The organism is Marichromatium gracile (assembly GCF_004343155.1).
Taxonomy (GTDB): Bacteria; Pseudomonadota; Gammaproteobacteria; order Chromatiales; family Chromatiaceae; genus Marichromatium; species Marichromatium gracile.
In genome coordinates this window covers 1-14,287 of the sequence record NZ_SMDC01000001.1, presented here as the reverse complement: position 1 = coordinate 14,287, position 14,287 = coordinate 1, and the positions used below count along the sequence as shown (strand labels likewise).

The 14,287-nt window shown below is 67.4% G+C and carries 15 protein-coding genes; 7 read left to right on the top strand and 8 right to left on the bottom strand.

The annotated features are described in order from the left end of the window. Window positions 1-66 precede the first annotated feature (66 nt). The 7 genes from prpC to thiD all read right to left on the bottom strand — a co-directional run bounded on the left by prpC (window position 67) and on the right by thiD (window position 8,468). Entirely contained in the window at window positions 67-1,221 is a 1,155-nt protein-coding gene (gene prpC / locus EDC29_RS00075) for a bifunctional 2-methylcitrate synthase/citrate synthase (RefSeq protein ID WP_132228074.1), read from the bottom strand. Window positions 1,222-1,319: 98 nt separating this feature from the next. After that, on the bottom strand, window positions 1,320-2,207 hold the full coding sequence (prpB, locus tag EDC29_RS00070) for a methylisocitrate lyase (protein ID WP_062276915.1): 888 nt from the start codon (window positions 2,205-2,207) through the stop codon (window positions 1,320-1,322). Window positions 2,208-2,300: 93 nt separating this feature from the next. Continuing rightward, entirely contained in the window at window positions 2,301-2,978 is a 678-nt protein-coding gene (locus EDC29_RS00065) for a GntR family transcriptional regulator (protein ID WP_062276918.1), read from the bottom strand. 219 nt (window positions 2,979-3,197) lie between these two features. Beyond that, on the bottom strand, window positions 3,198-5,093 hold the full coding sequence (locus tag EDC29_RS00060) for a propionyl-CoA synthetase (RefSeq protein ID WP_132228072.1): 1,896 nt from the start codon (window positions 5,091-5,093) through the stop codon (window positions 3,198-3,200). A 665-nt stretch (window positions 5,094-5,758) separates the two neighbouring features. Further along, window positions 5,759-7,042 carry a glutamate-1-semialdehyde 2,1-aminomutase gene (hemL, locus tag EDC29_RS00055; RefSeq protein WP_062276924.1) on the bottom strand — a complete coding sequence of 428 codons (1,284 nt, stop codon included), beginning with the start codon at window positions 7,040-7,042 and terminating at the stop codon, window positions 5,759-5,761. Continuing rightward, window positions 7,042-7,674, bottom strand: coding sequence for a thiamine phosphate synthase (gene thiE, locus EDC29_RS00050; RefSeq protein WP_132228070.1), 633 nt, complete (start codon window positions 7,672-7,674; stop codon window positions 7,042-7,044). Before thiE ends, hemL begins: the two co-directional genes overlap by 1 nt. Beyond that, a complete protein-coding gene (thiD, locus tag EDC29_RS00045; protein ID WP_123139315.1) occupies window positions 7,671-8,468 on the bottom strand; it encodes a bifunctional hydroxymethylpyrimidine kinase/phosphomethylpyrimidine kinase in 798 nt (265 codons plus the stop codon). The genes thiE and thiD overlap by 4 nt, the downstream gene beginning before the upstream one ends. Before the next feature lie 285 nt (window positions 8,469-8,753). On the opposite strand from thiD, the gene EDC29_RS00040 reads away from it, so the two are divergent. The 6 genes from EDC29_RS00040 (at window position 8,754) to erpA (ending at window position 12,450) form a co-directional block, all read left to right on the top strand. Continuing rightward, window positions 8,754-8,918: a rubredoxin gene (locus EDC29_RS00040; protein ID WP_062276931.1), complete on the top strand. Its 165-nt coding sequence runs from the start codon at window positions 8,754-8,756 to the stop codon at window positions 8,916-8,918. Window positions 8,919-8,991: 73 nt separating this feature from the next. Then, window positions 8,992-9,495, top strand: coding sequence for a DUF5063 domain-containing protein (locus tag EDC29_RS00035; RefSeq protein WP_123139316.1), 504 nt, complete (start codon window positions 8,992-8,994; stop codon window positions 9,493-9,495). 109 nt (window positions 9,496-9,604) lie between these two features. Continuing rightward, complete coding sequence (locus tag EDC29_RS00030; RefSeq protein WP_005221723.1) at window positions 9,605-9,967, top strand: HesB/IscA family protein; 363 nt, start codon at window positions 9,605-9,607, stop codon at window positions 9,965-9,967. 319 nt (window positions 9,968-10,286) lie between these two features. After that, window positions 10,287-11,318: an N-acetyl-gamma-glutamyl-phosphate reductase gene (gene argC / locus EDC29_RS00025; RefSeq protein ID WP_132228068.1), complete on the top strand. Its 1,032-nt coding sequence runs from the start codon at window positions 10,287-10,289 to the stop codon at window positions 11,316-11,318. Window positions 11,319-11,322: 4 nt separating this feature from the next. After that, window positions 11,323-12,000 (top strand): DUF6776 family protein, encoded by a 678-nt coding sequence (locus EDC29_RS00020; protein WP_132228066.1) that lies wholly within the window; start codon window positions 11,323-11,325, stop codon window positions 11,998-12,000. Between the two features lie 99 nt (window positions 12,001-12,099). Beyond that, a complete protein-coding gene (gene erpA, locus EDC29_RS00015; RefSeq protein WP_123139319.1) occupies window positions 12,100-12,450 on the top strand; it encodes an iron-sulfur cluster insertion protein ErpA in 351 nt (116 codons plus the stop codon). A gap of 6 nt (window positions 12,451-12,456) precedes the next feature. On the opposite strand, the gene EDC29_RS17355 is transcribed toward erpA, so the two are convergent. Next, the gene (locus EDC29_RS17355) at window positions 12,457-12,651 is read right to left on the bottom strand and encodes a hypothetical protein (protein WP_190287863.1); all 195 of its coding nucleotides are present in this window, start codon (window positions 12,649-12,651) and stop codon (window positions 12,457-12,459) included. A gap of 258 nt (window positions 12,652-12,909) precedes the next feature. Here EDC29_RS17355 and tyrS point away from each other — a divergent pair, with 258 nt between their 5' ends. Continuing rightward, window positions 12,910-14,112, top strand: coding sequence for a tyrosine--tRNA ligase (gene tyrS / locus EDC29_RS00005; RefSeq protein ID WP_123143303.1), 1,203 nt, complete (start codon window positions 12,910-12,912; stop codon window positions 14,110-14,112). The last annotated feature ends 175 nt before the right edge of the window (window positions 14,113-14,287 follow it).

The following is a 14,287-nucleotide window of genomic DNA, read 5'->3' as shown; positions in this document are numbered from 1 at the left end:
GGTAGCTGGTAGCTGGTAGCTGGTAGCTGGTAGCTGGTAGCTGGTAGCTGGTAGCTGGTAGCTGGCTCAGCGCTGCTTGATCGGCAGCCAGTTGAGGTCCTCGGGACCGACATAGTTGGCGCTCGGGCGGATGATCTTGCCGTCCTGGCGCTGCTCGATGACGTGTGCCACCCAGCCGGTGGTCCGCGAGATCACGAAGAAGGGGGTGAACATCGCGGTGGGCACGCCCATCTGCGCGTAGGACACGGCCGAGAACCAGTCGAGGTTGGGGAACATCTTCTTGAGGTCCCACATCACCGTCTCCAGACGCTCGGCGACCTGGAACATGCGCATGTCGCCATTGCCCTCGGCGAGACGCTTGGCCACGGCCTTGATCACCTTGTTGCGCGGATCGGCGATGGTGTAGACCGGGTGGCCGAAGCCGATGATGATCTCCTTGCGTGCGACCCGCTCGGTGATGTCGGCCTCGGCCTCGTCGGCGGTGGCGTAGCGGTTCTGGATGTCGCAGGCGACCTCGTTGGCACCGCCGTGCTTGGGACCGCGCAGCGCGCCGATGGCGCCGGTGATCGCCGAGTAGATGTCGGAGTTGGTGCCGGCGACCACGCGCGAGGTGAAGGTCGAGGCGTTGAACTCGTGCTCGGCGTAGAGGATCAGCGAGGTGTGCATCGCGTGCACCCACTCGTCCGAGGGGGGCTCGCCGTGGAGCAGGTGGAGCAGGTGACCGCCGATCGAATCATCGTCGGTCTCGACCTCGATGCGCCGCCCGTTGTGCGAGAAGTGGTACCAGTACATCAGCATCGAGCCGAAGCTGGCGAGCAGCCGGTCGCCGATGTCGCGTGCGCCGGCCACCGACATGTCGTCCTTCTCCGGCTCGAGGGTGCCGAGCACCGAGCAGCCGGTACGCATCACGTCCATCGGGTGGGCCGAGGGCGGCAGCTGCTCGAGCGCGGTCTTGAGCGCCGCGGGCAGGCCGCGCAGGCTCTTGAGCTTGCGCTTGTAGGCGGCCAGCTCGGCGTGGTTGGGCAGACGCCCGTGGATGAGCAGGTAGGCGATCTCCTCGAACTCGGCCTGGTCGGCGAAGTCGAGGATGTCGTAGCCACGGTAGTGCAGGTCGTTGCCGGTGCGGCCAACGGTGCAGATGGCGGTGTTGCCCGCGGCGGTGCCGGACAGGGCGACGGACTTCTTCGGCTTGGGCAGCTGGGTCTGCGAGGTCTCGGCCATGGTTCTCTCCTCGGATCGGGTTGGCCCCGGACGCGGCGCGTGCGACGGGGCGGGAGACGCTGGCCGAGGCGTGGCCGGGCGTCTCCTGCGTCAGGGATTTACTCGGGTTTGTTCTGCTCGAACAGGGCGTCGAGCTTCTGCTCGAAGGCGTGGTAGCCGAGGTAATCGTAGAGCTCCATGCGGGTCTGCATGGTGTCGATGACGCCGGCCTGGGTGCCCTCGTTGCGGATCGCCTGGTAGACGTTGAGCGCGGCCTTGTTCATGGCGCGGAAGGCCGACAGCGGGTAGAGCACCATGGAGACGCCGACCTCGGCGAGCTCGGTGGTCTTGAACAGCGGGGTGGCGCCGAACTCGGTGATGTTGGCGAGCACCGGGACGTTGACCGCGGCGGTGAACTGACGGTACTGCTCGAGTTCGGTCATCGCCTCGGGGAAGATCATGTCGGCGCCGGCCTCGACACAGGCCACGGCGCGCTCGATGGCGGCGTCCATGCCCTCGACGGCGAGCGCGTCGGTGCGCGCCATGATCACGAAGTCGTCACGGCGTGCGTCGACCGCGGCCTTGATGCGGTCGACCATCTCGGCCTGCGAGACGATCGCCTTGCCCGGACGGTGACCGCAGCGCTTGGCCGCGACCTGGTCCTCGATGTGGCAACCGGCGGCGCCGGCCTGGTTGAGCAGGCGCACGGTGCGGGCGATGTTGAAGGCGCCGCCCCAGCCGGTGTCGGCGTCGACCAGCAGCGGGGTCTGGGTGGCGTCGGTGATGCGGCGCACGTCCTCGAGGACGTTATCGAGGCTGGTCATGCCCAGGTCGGGCAGGCCGTAGGAGCCCGCGGCGACACCGCCGCCGGAGAGATAGATGGCGCGGTAGCCGGTGCGCTCGGCCATCATCGCGTGATAGGCGTTGATTGCGCCGATGATCTGCAGGGGGTTCTCTTCCTGGACCGCGAGTCGCAGTCGTGCGCCGGCCGTCATGGTGTCGCTCATGGTGTTGGGTCTCCTTGAACCGCCCGGACGCGTGCGGCGTCCGTGACTGTGGTGATTTCGATGCGCGGACCCGCCCCGCGGTCGTCGTCCGCGCTATGGGACGAGGCGCCGGGCGATGGCCTCGCGCGAGGCGCGGATGTGGCGACGCATCAGCCACTCCGCCAGCTCGCCGTCCCGCGCCGCGATGGCGTCGACGACGAGTTCGTGCTCCTTGAGCGCGTCCCGCGCCCGCTCGCTCCGCATCCCGAACTGGCAGCGATACATCCGCGCCAGGTGGTAGAGGTCGTTGCAGAGGATGTCGACCAGTCGGCGGTTGCCGCCGCCCTGGACGATGCGGAAGTGGAAATCCAGATCGCCCTCCTCCTGGAAGTAGGTCTGCCAGTCGTCGCGGGCGATGTCGCCGCGATGATGCGCCAGCAGCGCCTTGAGCTCCTCGATCGCGCCCTCCGGCATGCGCTCGGCGGCGATCCGCGCGGCCATGCCCTCGAGCGCCTCGCGCACGTCGTAGATCTCGAGCAGCTGGTCGCTGTTGAGCTGGATCACCCGGGCGCCGACGTTGGCGCGGCGCTCGACCAGCTTGATCGACTCAAGCCGACGCAGCGCCTCGCGCAGCGGCCCGCGGCTGATCCCGTAGCGGGCGGCGAGCACCGGCTCGCTGATCTTGCTGCCCGCGGGGATGCCGCCCTCGACGATCGCCTGACGCATCTGGTCGAAGATGCGATCGGCGATGGTGGAGCTGGGCTCGGTTGAGGCGTTGGAGGCCTTTGTCATCTGGATTGTCGACACTTCAACAGAATGACAGCGAAGATAGCGTGTTTTTTATCGATGTCAATCCTGATTGTCGACAATGCTGCGGATTGAGCAGGCTGATAGTCGATCTTGTCGGGGGTGTTGGGGAGGGGCGGACGGAGGAGCTGTGGCGTGGGGTGCGCCGCCCGGTGGGGCGGGCGGCGCACGCGACCGTCCGTGCGGACGGTCGTCGCGGGGGGGTCAGTCGTGACGGCCGTAGCCGATGGCGCTGAGCGAGCTGGTGATCTCGTCGAGGATCGAGGGGTCGTCGATGGTCGCCGGCTGCTTGTAGGTGGTGCCGTCGGCGATCGCCTTCATGGTGCCGCGCAGGATCTTGCCCGAGCGGGTCTTGGGCAGACGCTCGACCACGGCAACGGTCTTGAACGCCGCGACCGGACCGATCTGTTCGCGCACCAGCTTGACCAACTCCTTCTTGATCGTGTCGTGATCGCGCTCGACCCCGGACTTGAGCACCACCAGGCCGAGCGGCAGCTCGCCCTTGAGCTCGTCGGCGGCGCCGATCACCGCGCACTCGGCGACGTCCGGGTGCGAGGCGAGCACGCCCTCCATCGCGCCGGTCGAGAGCCGGTGACCGGCGACGTTGATGATGTCGTCGATACGGCTCATCACGAAGACGTAGCCGTCCTCGTCGAGATAGCCGGCGTCGCCGGTGAGGTAGTAGCCCGGCTCGGCCGAGAGGTAGGACTGGACGTAGCGGGTGTCGTTGCCCCACAGGGTCGACAGACAGCCGGGCGGCAGCGGCAGCTTCACCATGATGCGGCCGATGTTGCCCGGTTTGACCGGCTCGCCCTCGTCGTCGAGTACCTGGATGTCGTAGCCGGGGACGGCGCAGGTCGGCGAGCCGGCCTTGACCGGGAGCTGCTCGATGCCGATGCAGTTGGCCGCGATCGCCCAACCGGTCTCGGTCTGCCACCAGTGGTCGATCACCGGGCGCTTGAGGATGTCCTCGGCCCAGTGCAGGGTGTCGGGGTCGCAACGCTCGCCGGCGAGGAACAGCGCGCTCAGCGAGCTGGTGTCGTAGCGCCCGAGATGCTCGGCCTTGGGGTCGGCGCCCTTGATCGCGCGGAAGGCGGTCGGCGCGGTGAACAGCACCTTGACCTTGTGCTCCTCGATCACCCGCCAGAAGGCGCCGGCATCCGGGGTGCCGACCGGCTTGCCCTCGTAGACCACGGTGGTGCAGCCGCGCAGCAGCGGGGCGTAGACGATGTAGGAGTGACCCACCACCCAGCCGACGTCGGAGGCGGCCCAGAACACCTCGCCGGGCTGGACGTCGTAGATGTTGCCCATGCTCCAGGCCAGTGCTACGGCGTGACCGCCGTTGTCGCGCACCACGCCCTTGGGCTGGCCGGTGGTGCCGGAGGTGTAGAGGATGTAGAGCGGGTCGGTGGCGGCCACCGAGACGCAATCGGCCGGCTCGGCGGCGGCGAGCGCCTCGGCCCAGCCGAGGTCGCGACCCTCGACCAGGGTGCCGGGCTCCTCGGGGCGCTGCAGCACGAGGCAGTGCTCGGGCTTGTGGGTGGAGAGTTCGATCGCCTCGTCGAGCAGCGGCTTGTAGTGCACCACGCGGTTGGGCTCGATGCCGCAGGAGGCGGCGACGATCATCTTCGGCTTGGCGTCATCGATGCGGGTGGCCAGCTCGTGCGAGGAGAAGCCGCCGAACACCACCGAGTGGATGGCGCCGATGCGCGCGCAGCCGAGCATGGCGATCAGCGCCTCGGCCACCATCGGCATGTAGATGATCACCCGGTCGCCCTTGGTCACGCCCTGCGCCTGCAGCGCGCCGGCCATCCGCGCGACCTGCTGCTGCAGCTCGGCGTAGGTGATCACCCGCTTGCTGCCGGTCACCGGGCTGTCGTGGATGATCGCCGCCTGGTCGCCGCGACCGGCGATCACATGACGGTCCACCGCGTTGTAGCAGGTGTTCATCATCGCGCCACTGAACCAGCGGTAGAAGGGCTTGTTGGCGTCGTCGAGCACCTTGTCCCACGGCTTGTCCCAGTCGATGAGGCTGGCCGCCTCCGCCCAGAAGGCCTCGGGGTCTTTCATCGAATGCTTGTAGACGCTCTGATAGTCCATCGCTCTATCCTCTGTGTTGAGATCTGGGCCTCCACTACATCGATGGAAGGCCTCGTGGAACTCGATGCGTGGCGACATTAGTGCCGTGTAAACGAATTTGCAATCATTCCGTCAATGACTGCAGGTCGCGCCCGAGAGGCTGTCGAGGTCGTTGATGAGTGAATTAGCAAAGCGAATATTTCGTATAGGGCGAAGGGGGTTGATCTCTGTTCTGGACCCGGTTATATCGCGCGCGAAAGCCTGTACGATGAATTTATATTGCTGTTTTTATGGCGATTTTTTAAGGCTTTCGGTAGCTGCTGAATTGTCGTGAGCGGCGGCGGTGATGATTCGTGCCGTGACCGTCCGGCATGTCACCCTGAGTGGATTGAGGTGTGTGCGTCGGCGCTGGGCTCGAGGGCGTGTTTCATTCGCCTGGAGGCCGGTCTTTTCGAGGCGCTGTCAGCGGATCGTGTTGATGGCCGGGAAGGGAGGTCTGTCGCGGTGTTTTCGTTTCGTGTCCGCGTCGCGCTTCGTTCGGTGCGCGCGGTTGCGTTGCGTGTGCGTGTGGCGGTCGCGGCAGTTGCCGGGGCGCGGTGGCTCGGCTGCCGGTGTCGGGTGGGGTTTGGCGGTGAGAAGACCCGGACGGGCGGGGCCCGTCCGGGTGAGGGGGCGGTCGCCCCGGGTCAGCCGGCGATCTCGGCGAACACCTCGGCGGCGGCGTCGAGGGTGGCCTGGATCTCGGCCTCGCCGTGCTTGATCGAGACGAAGCCGGCCTCGAAGGCCGAGGGCGCGAGATAGACGCCGCGCTCGAGCATGCCGTGGAAGAAGGCCTTGAAGTGCTCCTGGTTGCAGGCGGTCGCCTGGTCGAAGCCGGTGACCGGTTCGGCGCTGAAGAACAGGCCGAACATGGCGCCCGCCTGGTTGGTGGTGAAGGGCACCCCGGCGGCGGCGGCGCGCTCGCGCAGGCCGGCGAGCAGCTCGCTGGTGGTGGCGGTGAGACGGTCGTAGAAGCCCGGCTCGCTGATCAGCTCGAGGGTCTTGAGGCCCGCGGCCATGGCGATCGGATTACCCGAGAGGGTGCCGGCCTGGTAGACCGGGCCGACCGGGGAGACGTGCTCCATGATCTCGCGCTTGCCGCCGAAGGCGCCGACCGGCATGCCGCCGCCGATGACCTTGCCGAGGGTGGTGAGGTCGGGGGTGACGCCGAAGTGACCCTGGGCGCCGCCGAGTGAGACGCGGAAGCCGCTCATCACCTCGTCGAAGATCAGCACCGCGCCGTGCTCGGTGCAGACCTCGCGCAGACCCTCGAGGAAGCCCGGCAGCGGCGGGATGCAGTTCATGTTGCCGGCGACCGGCTCGACGATGATGCAGGCGATCTCGGAGCCGATCTCGGCGAAGGTCTCGCGCACCGCCGCGATGTCGTTGTAGGGCAGGGTGATGGTCAGCTCGGCGAGTGCGGCGGGGACGCCGGGGGAGTTGGGCTCACCGAAGGTCAGGGCGCCGGAGCCGGCCTTGACCAGCAGCGAGTCGACGTGACCGTGGTAGCAGCCCTCGAACTTCACCACCTTGTCGCGACCGGTGTAGCCGCGCGCCAGGCGCAGCGCGCTCATCGTCGCCTCGGTGCCGGAGCTGACCATGCGCACCATCTCCATGCTCGGCACCAGCTCGCAGACGGTGTCGGCCATCTGGGTCTCGACCTCGGTCGGGGCGCCGAAGGACAGGCCCTTGCGCATCCGCTCCTCGACCGCGCCGAGCACCTCGGGGTGGGCGTGGCCGAGGATCATCGGGCCCCAGGAGCCGACATAGTCGACATAGCGCTTGCCGTCGGCGTCGTAGGCGTAGGCGCCCTCGGCGCGCTCGAAGAACACCGGGTCGCCACCGACGCCTCGGAACGCGCGCACCGGCGAGTTGACGCCGCCGGGGATGTGGCGCTGCGCGGCTTCGAAGAGTTCATGGGATCGGCTCATCAGGATGACTCCTTGGGGAACAGTGAGGTGTAGGCGCGGGCCGCGACGGCGACATCGGGCGCCGCGAAGACTCCGCTGACGACGGCGAGCATGTCCGCTCCCGCCGCGATCAGCAAACCGCCATTTTGTGGCGTGATCCCACCGATCGCAACTCGCGGCAGCGGGATCTCGCGCCGTGCGGCGTCGAGCAGTTCGGGGGTGGCGCGTACCGCCGCGGGCTTGGTCGGCGAGGCGAAGAAGCTGCCGAAGGCGACATAGCTCGCGCCCGCCGCCACGGCCCGGCGGGCGCGCTCGAGTGCGTCGTAGCAGGAGACGCCGATGATCGCCCCCTCGCCGAGCAAGGCGCGCGCGTCGCGCGGGTCGCCGTCGTCGCGCCCGAGATGGACGCCATCGGCGTGGATGCGTGCGGCGAGCGCGAGGTCGTCGTTGATGATCAGTCGCGCGCCGCCGGCGCGGCAGCAGTCGAGCAGGGCGCGGGCCTGCTGCTCGCGCGCCCGCGCATCCGTCCCCTTGTCGCGAAACTGGATCAGCCGCGCACCGCCGGCGATGGCCTCGGCCACGCGCTCGGTGAGCGGGCGCGGGTGCGGGGCGGTGGGGGTGATGGCATAGAGCCCGTGCAACGCCTGGCTCATGGGTGCGACTGTGCGTAGAAGCGGTTGGGGGTGAGCTGGCAGCGCCCGGTGCGGAAGGCCTGATCGAGTGCGTTCCAGGTGTACTCCTGGGCCGCGGTCACCGCATCGACCATCGACTCGCCCCTGGCCAGGCGCACGGCGATGGCACTCGCCAGGGTGCAGCCGGAGCCGTGGTATTCGCCGGGGAGGCGTGGCCAGTCCCACTGGTGACGCGCGCCGCTGCGACCGTAGAGACGATTGGTGACATGCTCGGTGGTGTCGTGGGTGCCGGTGATCAACACCCAGCGCGCACCGCTGCCGAGCAGCCGTTCGGCGCATCGCGCCGGGTCCTGGAGGTCGGTGAGGGTGCGCGCCTCGGGCAGGTTGGGGGTCACCAGGGTGCTGCGTGCGATCAGGTTATGGCGCAGCTGGTTGAGCACCGCGGCGTCGGCGACACGCTGGCCGGTCCCCGAGGCGAGCACCGGGTCGAGCACCAGCGGCAGCTCGGGGTGCTCGTCGGCGAGGGTGGAGATCACGCGGACCGCGCGCGAGCTGCCGAGCAGCCCGACCTTGATCGCGCGCGGCGCGCTGTCGGCGATCAGGGTGCGGCACTGGGCCTCGAGCTGCTCGGCCGGCTGGGCGTGGATGGCGCGCACGCCGCAGGTGTCCTGGTCGGTCAGCGCGCTGATCGCGCTCACCGCGAAGCCGCCGTGCGCGGCGATCGTTTCGGCATCGGCCATGATGCCGGCGCCGCCGCTCGGGTCGTGGCCGCCGATACAGAGCACCACCGCCCGCTCAGGGCTGTCATTGATCATTCGAGATATCTCCGCGAGAGGCCCGGTGTCGATGCGCCGGGCGTGATGACGACGATTGCCCGGCGAATCTGCGCCCGGCGGCGATCAGGGGCATGATCAGCCGCCGATCGATGGTGATCGCGAGCGCGTCGCGGGCACGGTCCCGAACCCGTCGGGACGGTCGTCGACGTTGAAAACCGCGGGGTCTCCCCCGATTGTGTCTGGCAGTATTTAACCGCGCGTGCTGGCCGGGTGTCGACACCATGGCCGCTCGGTGTGCGGAGTAGCCTGAGGTCGTACACCCCGATGAAGACCTATCTCTGTATTGTCTGTGGACTGATCTACGACGAGGCCGAGGGCTGGCCCGAGGACGGCATCCCGCCCGGCACCCGCTGGGCCGATGTCCCGGCCGACTGGCGCTGCCCCGAGTGCGGCGCCGGCAAGGAGGATTTCGAGATGGTCGAGGTGTGAGGATCGCGTCCTGATCGAAGGGGTTGGATCAAGTTGGGGTCACTTGGCCGCATTCTCGGCTACACTCCTTGGCATGGAAGTCCTCACCCGCCCATCGCCCGTCTCCGAAGCGCCCTGCGGCGAGCTCGTCTCGCTGGTGCGCCGTTACTGCAGCCTGATCGAGTCATCGACCCGTGGTCGGCTGCACTGGCTGCCCGAGTTGGCGGTGCTGCTGCCCAGGCTGCATGCGCTCATCGCCCCGTTGAGCGCGGCTGGACTGGGTGCCGGTCACGTGCCGCCGGTCGATCTCGATGCCCGCTTCGAGCTCTTCTCCCATCTGCGCCGATTGCTCGCCGATCTTGACGGTTACTGGCTCGAGTTCGATCTCGCCAGTGAGGGGCGCGAGGCCATGTCCGGCAGCCTCGCCGATGACCTGACCGACATCTACTGCGAACTCAAGGCCGGACTCTGTGCCTACGACGAGGACCCGGAGTGGGCGTTGGCGGCCTGGTGCGCGGGTTATGAGCTGCACTGGTCGCGTCATCTGCTCGACGCCGAGCGTCATCTCTCCATGCTGATCGCCGACGGTCGGCTCTGAGCAGGGCCCCCGATCGCTTGAGGCCGGGCGCGCTTGCTGGATGCCCCTGAGTGCTTTTGCTATGCTCAAGAACTATTTTTCCGTTTTCTGAAGAAGAGGTTCGCCCCACATGTCCGCAGCGCTCACCGACGCGGAGCTGACCCTGACGGCACCGGCCCAGGCGAAGATGCAGGAGTTGTTCTCACAGGTCGACGCGACCGTGCAGGGGGTTCGCGTGTTCGCCTCGCCCGGCGGTTGCAGCGGCGTCAGCTTCGGCATGACCTTCACCGATGCCATCAACGACAACGATGGCGTGCTCGAGTGCGACGGCTTCAAGGTCGTGGTCGACGATGGCACGCTGGAGTATCTTCGCGGCGTCGAGATCGACTTCTCCGATGATGGCGAAGGCACCGCGACCTTCGTCTTCAACAACCTCCCCCAGGTCCAGGGCGGTGGTTGCTCCAGCTGTGGTTCCGGCAGCGGTTGCAGCTGATCCCGTCCCGGATCCGCTGGTGCCGGCCCCGCCCGGCACTCGCGAGGCCGCCTTCCGGCGGCCTTTGCGCCGAACCCGTCAGGCGAGCACCCCCCCGGGTGCGTCACCAGTCCGTCGGTCGCGCTGCCGCGATCGGCGTGACGCCGATCCCCGCGCGTTCCGTCCTCGCCCGATCATCGATGCGGCGAGGTCCGGTGTCCCCGGTCGTCGTCCTTCCCGCCGTCGGGCCGGATCGATGGCGTGGGTCACCGCCCGCTGTCCTCTATAAGGATTCTCGTCGTGCGCGGCCCCTCGCTGGTCCGTGCATGGAGGCTTGAGCATGTTTAAGGTTGGAATCGTTGGTGGTACCGGTTACACCGGTGCCGAGCTGCTGCGCATCCTGGCGCGTCACCCCGAGGTGGAGATCGCGGTCATCACCTCTCGCGGCGAGGCCGGGCTGCCGGTCGCCGAGCTCTTCCCCCATCTGCGCGGTCATGTCGACCTGTGCTTCAGCGCGCCCGATGCCGAGACCCTCGGCGGCTGCGATCTGGTGTTCTTCGCCACCCCCAACGGCACGGCGATGAAGCTGGTGCCGGAGCTGTTGGCGCGCGGGACCCGGGTGGTCGATCTCGCCGCCGACTTCCGCATCAAGGACATCGCCGAGTGGGAGCGTTGGTACGGTATGTCGCACGCCTGTCCCGAGCTGGTGGCCGAGGCCGTCTACGGTCTGCCCGAGGTCAACCGCGCGGCGATCCGCGAGGCGCGTCTGGTGGCCAATCCCGGCTGCTACCCGACGGCGGTGACGCTGGGTCTGCTGCCGCTGCTCGAGGCCGGTGTGGTCGATCCGTCGTGGCTGATCGCCGACGGCAAATCGGGGGTCAGCGGCGCCGGGCGCAAGGCCAACGTCGGTCAGCTGATGGCCGAGGTCGGCGAGAGCTTCAAGGCCTATGCCGCCGGTGGTCATCGCCATGGCCCGGAGATCACCCAGAACCTGAACGCCGCCGCCGCTTCGTCGGTCAACCTCACCTTCGTGCCCCATCTGGTGCCGATGGTGCGCGGTATCGAAGCGACGCTCTATGCCCGCGAACTCGAGCCCGGCCAGGATCTCGAGGCGATCTATGCGCGCCGCTATGCCGACGAGCCCTTCGTCGACCTGATGCCGGCCGGCTCGCACCCCGAGACCCGTACCGTGCGTGGCTCCAACCTGTGCCGTATCGCCGTCACCCGTCAGGGCGACTCGGGGGTGGTCGTGGTCCAGTCGGTGATCGACAACCTGGTCAAGGGCGCGGCCGGTCAGGCGGTGCAGAACATGAACCTGATGCTCGGGCTCGACGAGTCGCTCGGGCTCGATGCCCTGGCGCTGCTGCCCTGAGCCAATGACGAGCCGTGGCGAGCGCTCGGCCCTGCTGGCGTGTCTGTTCTTCATCGCGCTCGCCTGCGGCGTCGGTTACGAACTCGGTCGCATCCCGGCGCGCACCGAGCTCGGCCCGGAGCTGGCCAGGCTCGCGGTCGAGCGCGAGACGCTGGCCCGCGAACTCGATGCGGCGCGCCAGCAGGCGCTGATCCTCGAACGCGACCGGACGATCGAGCGCGAGACGGTGCGGGTGCTGCAGTCGCGCCTGGAGGCGGCACAGGATGCGCGGCTCGAGCAGGCGCGCGAACTCTCCTATCTCAAGCGTCTGCTGCAGGCCGGTGACAAGGGGGCGGTTCGCGCACACGATCTGCGGCTGTCGGCGCAATCGCAGCCGCGTCGCTATGGCTATGACTTCCTGCTCACCCAGCTCGTCGACGGGGTGGGGCAGGTCGAGGGGCGGGTGGTGCTGGTCATCGAGGGGGTGCGCGGCGATGAGCCGGCGCGGTTGCGACTCGATGAGCTGACTGCCGAGCCGGCGACGATCGGCATGGACTTCGAACACTATCAGCACTGCTCGGGCTGGTTCATGCTGCCCGAGGGCTTCGCCCCGCAGCTGGTGGTGATCCAGATCGAGCCGGATGGCGAGCGCCTGGCCGCGACCAGCGCCTCCTTCCCCTGGCCGCTGGAGCTGATCGACTGACCCGGCGCTGGGCGCTGCCGTGTCCGGCGCGTGGTTGAACCTGCTCCCGGCGGGACGCATCTCGGCAGACATCACCATCATCACGAGGATGTCCATGTCATGAGCGCCGATGCCGCTACCGATGCCCCACTGGTCTTCACCACGTCGGCCGCCTCGAAGGTGGCGGAGCTGATCGCCGAGGAGGGCAACCCGGGGCTGATGCTGCGCGTCTATATCCAGGGCGGCGGCTGTTCCGGCTTCCAGTATGGCTTCGCCTTCGAGGAGCGTACCGAGGACGGCGACACCGAGGTCGTCACCGACGGCGTCAAGCTGCTCGTCGATCCGATGAGCATGCAATATCTGATGGGGGCCGAGATCGACTATACCGAGGGGCTGCACGGCGCCCAGTTCGTGATCCGCAACCCCAATGCCTCAACCACCTGCGGCTGCGGGTCGTCGTTCTCGGCCTGAGTGCGGTCAGCGCGGTGCGGTCGTCGTCCCGCTCTGCGGGAGTTCGGTCAGCTCGGCCTGCAGCGGCGGCAGCTCCAGCGGGATGACGCGCGCGTCGGTGTCGACCGCCTGGGGCTGGCCCTGAGGCATGTGCTCGAACCACCAGTAGGCACCATAACCAGCGCCTCCGACCACCGTGAGCAACAGCAGGATCGGGAACACGCGTGGTCCGCGTCTGCGGCGGGGGCGAAGCGGGATATCGCTCTGCCTGAATTTGTAGTCGCGCATAATGTCTTTTATTTACAATGATGTAGGGCTTTATTTTCGAGTCCTAGTGTAGTCCCAAAGAACGGCTTCTCACAAGGATGGGTGCGCCCGTGCCCGGTCGGTAGCGATTGCGCTTGAGTCCCCCTGGGTGGCGTCGTAGGCTCTTCTCTTTGCGCCTCAAGGGCGCGCCACAGCTGAGAAGACACGATAACGATGGAAGCACTCGACCACGCCCTCGCGCTCATCAAGCGCGGTACCGATGAGATCCTCGTCGAGGATCTGTTGCGCAAGAAGCTCGCGCGTGGAGGGTCGCTACGCATCAAGGCCGGGTTCGATCCCACCGCGCCCGACCTGCACCTCGGCCACACCGTGCTGATCAACAAGCTGCGTCAGTTCCAGGATCTCGGCCACGAGGTGCTGTTCCTGATCGGCGACTTCACCGGCATGATCGGCGACCCCAGCGGCAAGAGCGCCACTCGCCCGCCGCTCACCCGCGAGCAGATCATGGAGAATGCCGCTACCTATCGCGAGCAGGTGTTCAAGATCCTCGACCCCGAGCGCACCCAGGTCGTCTTCAACTCGCAGTGGATGGACGAGCTCGGCGCCGCCGGCCTGATCCAGATCGCCGCGCGGCACACCGTTGCACGCATGCTCGAGCGCGATGACTTCGCCAAGCGCTACAAGGGTGGTCAGCCGATCGCCGTGCACGAGTTCCTCTATCCGCTGATCCAGGGCTATGACTCCTGCCAACTCAAGGCTGACGTCGAGCTCGGCGGTACCGATCAGAAGTTCAACCTGCTGGTGGGGCGTCAGCTCCAGGAAAGCTTCGGCCAGGAGCCGCAGGTGGCGATCACCGTACCGATCCTCGAGGGGCTCGATGGTGTGCAGAAGATGTCGAAGTCGCTCGGCAACTACATCGGCATCACCGATGCGCCGGGAGAGATGTTCGGCAAGATCATGTCGGTGTCCGACACCCTGATGTGGCGTTACTTCGTGCTGCTCAGTCGGCGTGAGATGGCCGAGATCGAGGGGTGGCAGCGCGCGGTCGAGGAGGGGGCCAATCCGCGTGACATCAAGTTCGAGCTCGCGCTCGAGCTGGTCGGGCGTTTCCATGGCCAGGAAGCGGCGCGTCGTGCCCAGGAAGAGTTCATCGCGCGCTTCCAGAAGGGAGCGATGCCCGAGGAGATCGAATCGCTGACGGTGGCTCCGCAGGACGATGATGCCCTGCCGGTCGCCAACCTGCTCAAGGAGGCCGGGCTGGTGAAGAGTACCTCCGAGGCGATCCGCATGATCGGCCAGGGCGCGGTGCGCATCGACGGCGAGCGCATCGAGGATCCGCGTCTGGCTTGTGTCTCGGGCAGTGAGCACGTCTACCAAGTGGGCAAGCGGCGCTTCGCGCGCGTGCGCGTTTCCTAAGATGGCCGGAAGGCCTATCCCGGGCCATGGAAGGCCGGGATAGGTTTTTTCAAAAAAAGTGTTGACGTTTTTCGAGAAGCGTCTAAAATGCGCAGCTCGCTCAGGGCAGAGCGGCCCGGATCACCAACCGATTCGGGGTTGACCGGAAAAAAGACGGTTGACACGGAATACGGAA

Excerpts from the sequence above, each read along its gene's own strand:
- prpC (WP_132228074.1), bottom strand. The coding sequence starts at position 1,221 with ATGGCCGAGACCTCGCAGACCCAGCTGCCCAAGCCGAAGAAGTCCGTC.
- prpB (WP_062276915.1), bottom strand. The coding sequence starts at position 2,207 with ATGAGCGACACCATGACGGCCGGCGCACGACTGCGACTCGCGGTCCAG.
- EDC29_RS00065 (WP_062276918.1), bottom strand. The coding sequence starts at position 2,978 with ATGACAAAGGCCTCCAACGCCTCAACCGAGCCCAGCTCCACCATCGCC.
- EDC29_RS00060 (WP_132228072.1), bottom strand. The coding sequence starts at position 5,093 with ATGGACTATCAGAGCGTCTACAAGCATTCGATGAAAGACCCCGAGGCC.
- hemL (WP_062276924.1), bottom strand. The coding sequence starts at position 7,042 with ATGAGCCGATCCCATGAACTCTTCGAAGCCGCGCAGCGCCACATCCCC.
- thiE (WP_132228070.1), bottom strand. The coding sequence starts at position 7,674 with ATGAGCCAGGCGTTGCACGGGCTCTATGCCATCACCCCCACCGCCCCG.
- thiD (WP_123139315.1), bottom strand. The coding sequence starts at position 8,468 with ATGATCAATGACAGCCCTGAGCGGGCGGTGGTGCTCTGTATCGGCGGC.
- EDC29_RS00040 (WP_062276931.1), top strand. The coding sequence starts at position 8,754 with ATGAAGACCTATCTCTGTATTGTCTGTGGACTGATCTACGACGAGGCC.
- EDC29_RS00035 (WP_123139316.1), top strand. The coding sequence starts at position 8,992 with ATGGAAGTCCTCACCCGCCCATCGCCCGTCTCCGAAGCGCCCTGCGGC.
- EDC29_RS00030 (WP_005221723.1), top strand. The coding sequence starts at position 9,605 with ATGTCCGCAGCGCTCACCGACGCGGAGCTGACCCTGACGGCACCGGCC.
- argC (WP_132228068.1), top strand. The coding sequence starts at position 10,287 with ATGTTTAAGGTTGGAATCGTTGGTGGTACCGGTTACACCGGTGCCGAG.
- EDC29_RS00020 (WP_132228066.1), top strand. The coding sequence starts at position 11,323 with ATGACGAGCCGTGGCGAGCGCTCGGCCCTGCTGGCGTGTCTGTTCTTC.
- erpA (WP_123139319.1), top strand. The coding sequence starts at position 12,100 with ATGAGCGCCGATGCCGCTACCGATGCCCCACTGGTCTTCACCACGTCG.
- tyrS (WP_123143303.1), top strand. The coding sequence starts at position 12,910 with ATGGAAGCACTCGACCACGCCCTCGCGCTCATCAAGCGCGGTACCGAT.